Below are 1,850 nucleotides of genomic sequence, written 5' to 3'. Positions count from 1 at the left end.
CGCATGTACGCGATCCTGGGCATGATGCAGCTTCAGCCGGTGGCGGGTGCCGCCGAAGGAGTTGGTCAGGATGATGTCGGCGCCAGCATCGACGAAGTTCTGGTGCAGGCTGGTGATGGTGTCGGGCGCGGTCTCGTTCAGCAACTCCGGCGCTTCGCCGGCTTCCAGGCCCATGGCGAACAGATTGGTGCCGGTGGCGCCATCGGCGAGCAGCACGCCCTTTTCGGCAAGCAATGCCTCGATCGGGTTGGTCATGATGACATACGCCTTCCGGGAGTTCCAAGCAGGTTTCGCTTCGCTCCGCCTGCTTGTTGTTCTATTGCTTCAGGTTCTGCTCGCAAAACCGCGAGGGCACTTTTGCGGAATCTGCTATCGAGATAAGGATATAAAGAACTCTTTATATGACGTCAATCTCAAAGCCGGCGGTCAGCCGTCAAAATTGGACCTCAGCCAGCCTTTGCGCGAAGCTCGCCGCCTCATGCGCATTGATGTCGGCGGCGCGGATCAGATTGTCGAAATGGCTGGTCAAGGTGCGGATCGGCTGCGTGGCATTCAGCACCAGATACATGTCGCCGACATAGATGGCGGCTCGGTAGGGCCCGAAGATGGTGTAGGGGATCGAGTAGCGCATGCGCCCGTCATAGAGGTACAGGCGGAAGGTCGGATAGAGATCATCGAGCAGTGTCGCCATGTGTAGAAGCTGCTGGCGGCGCTCGGCCTCGGGAAAGCGGTCCCAGACGCCTAGCCCGCGCGCGAAGATCTCGAGCGTGTGGCGCGGCATGCAGACCTCCATGTCGGTCTCCGGGCGCCTGGTATAGTCGATGCGGTATTGCGTCTCGCCCGCCTGCGCCTCGCGGCTCTTGTTGGTGATGTTCGCCTCGTAGTCGACCAGCGCCTCGGTGCGCAGCAAGTCGGGAATGCCGGCCGGTACGTAGCGGATTTTCGTTCCCGCCGCCTCGGAGTGCCATTTGGCGAGCAGCGTGCGGTCGAAGCCGTCGGGGGCCTCCTCGATCTCCAGGCTCTCGCGGATTTCGCCGGTGACGCCTTCGTCATGGCTCAGGCCTAGCAGCCAGTCGAGTGACACTTTGAACTCGGCGGCGATGTTGAGCAGCGTCTCCGCGCGGGGCAGTCGGGTCGACGTCCCGGAGAGCAGTTGCGACAGCGCCGAGCGGTCTATGCCGACCGCTGTCGCGAAAGCCGACTGGTTCAGGTCCGAGCGTGTCAAGAGCAATTTCAGGCGCTCTCGGAAGAGAGTCGACAGGTCGCGCTTGTCCATCATGCTGCTCCAGCTTTGGAGAGGAAAAATTTGCGCCGAAGCCGAATTGAACGTGGCTCAGGCGTAAATGAATCCTCCGTTTTGTTTACAATGTATAACATATGCGGCTGAAAATGCGCACTCGCAACAGTTTGTGCGCTTTGTCGCGTTGCGACAACGGCAGGCTCCTGACACAATGCTGTCAGGAATCAAAGTGGTTCCGGCGACTGGAGGGCAGTGGTCGATCGCATGGCAAGCATGACTAAGAGACGTAGCAGTGCAGCGGCTATCGAATGGCCGACCGTGTTCTTGGCATTTTTCTGCTACGGCACCTGGCTCGCCACCGGCTTCCTTCTCTGGCCATCCTATCCGATACTGGCGCTCGGCGCCCTGGCCCTGACCGCCGCGCTGCAATCCTCGCTGATGCACGAAGTGCTGCACGGCCATCCGACACGCAATGCGCGGATCAATGAAGCCTTTGTCTTCCTGCCGATCGGCGTGGTGTGGCCGTTCCGCCGCTTCAAGACGATCCATCTTCGCCACCATGCCGACGAGCGGCTGACTGATCCGCTTGACGATCCGGAGAGCTATTATC

At 60.4% G+C, this 1,850-nt stretch carries 3 protein-coding genes; 1 reads left to right on the top strand and 2 read right to left on the bottom strand.

From position 1 onward, the window contains the following. Window positions 1–255, bottom strand: a 255-nt coding sequence (locus tag EN781_RS31705) for a homocysteine S-methyltransferase family protein (protein WP_189347959.1), incomplete at its 3' end; no start/stop codon positions are given. Window positions 256–433: 178 nt separating this feature from the next. After that, entirely contained in the window at window positions 434–1,276 is an 843-nt protein-coding gene (locus EN781_RS31700; protein ID WP_126054109.1) for a helix-turn-helix transcriptional regulator, read from the bottom strand. A 228-nt stretch (window positions 1,277–1,504) separates the two neighbouring features. Here EN781_RS31700 and EN781_RS31695 point away from each other — a divergent pair. Beyond that, on the top strand, window positions 1,505–1,850 hold a 346-nt coding region (locus tag EN781_RS31695), incomplete at its 3' end, for a fatty acid desaturase (RefSeq protein ID WP_189347960.1).

This window comes from Mesorhizobium sp. M4A.F.Ca.ET.090.04.2.1 (assembly GCF_003999085.1).
Lineage (GTDB): Bacteria > Pseudomonadota > Alphaproteobacteria > Rhizobiales > Rhizobiaceae > Mesorhizobium.
Note: the sequence above shows the minus strand (reverse complement) of the source record. Positions and strands in the feature narration are given on the sequence as shown.

What these genes read in the sequence shown, in the direction of transcription:
- EN781_RS31700 (WP_126054109.1), bottom strand. Translation starts at nt 1,276, where the DNA reads ATGGACAAGCGCGACCTGTCGACTCTCTTCCGAGAGCGCCTGAAATTG.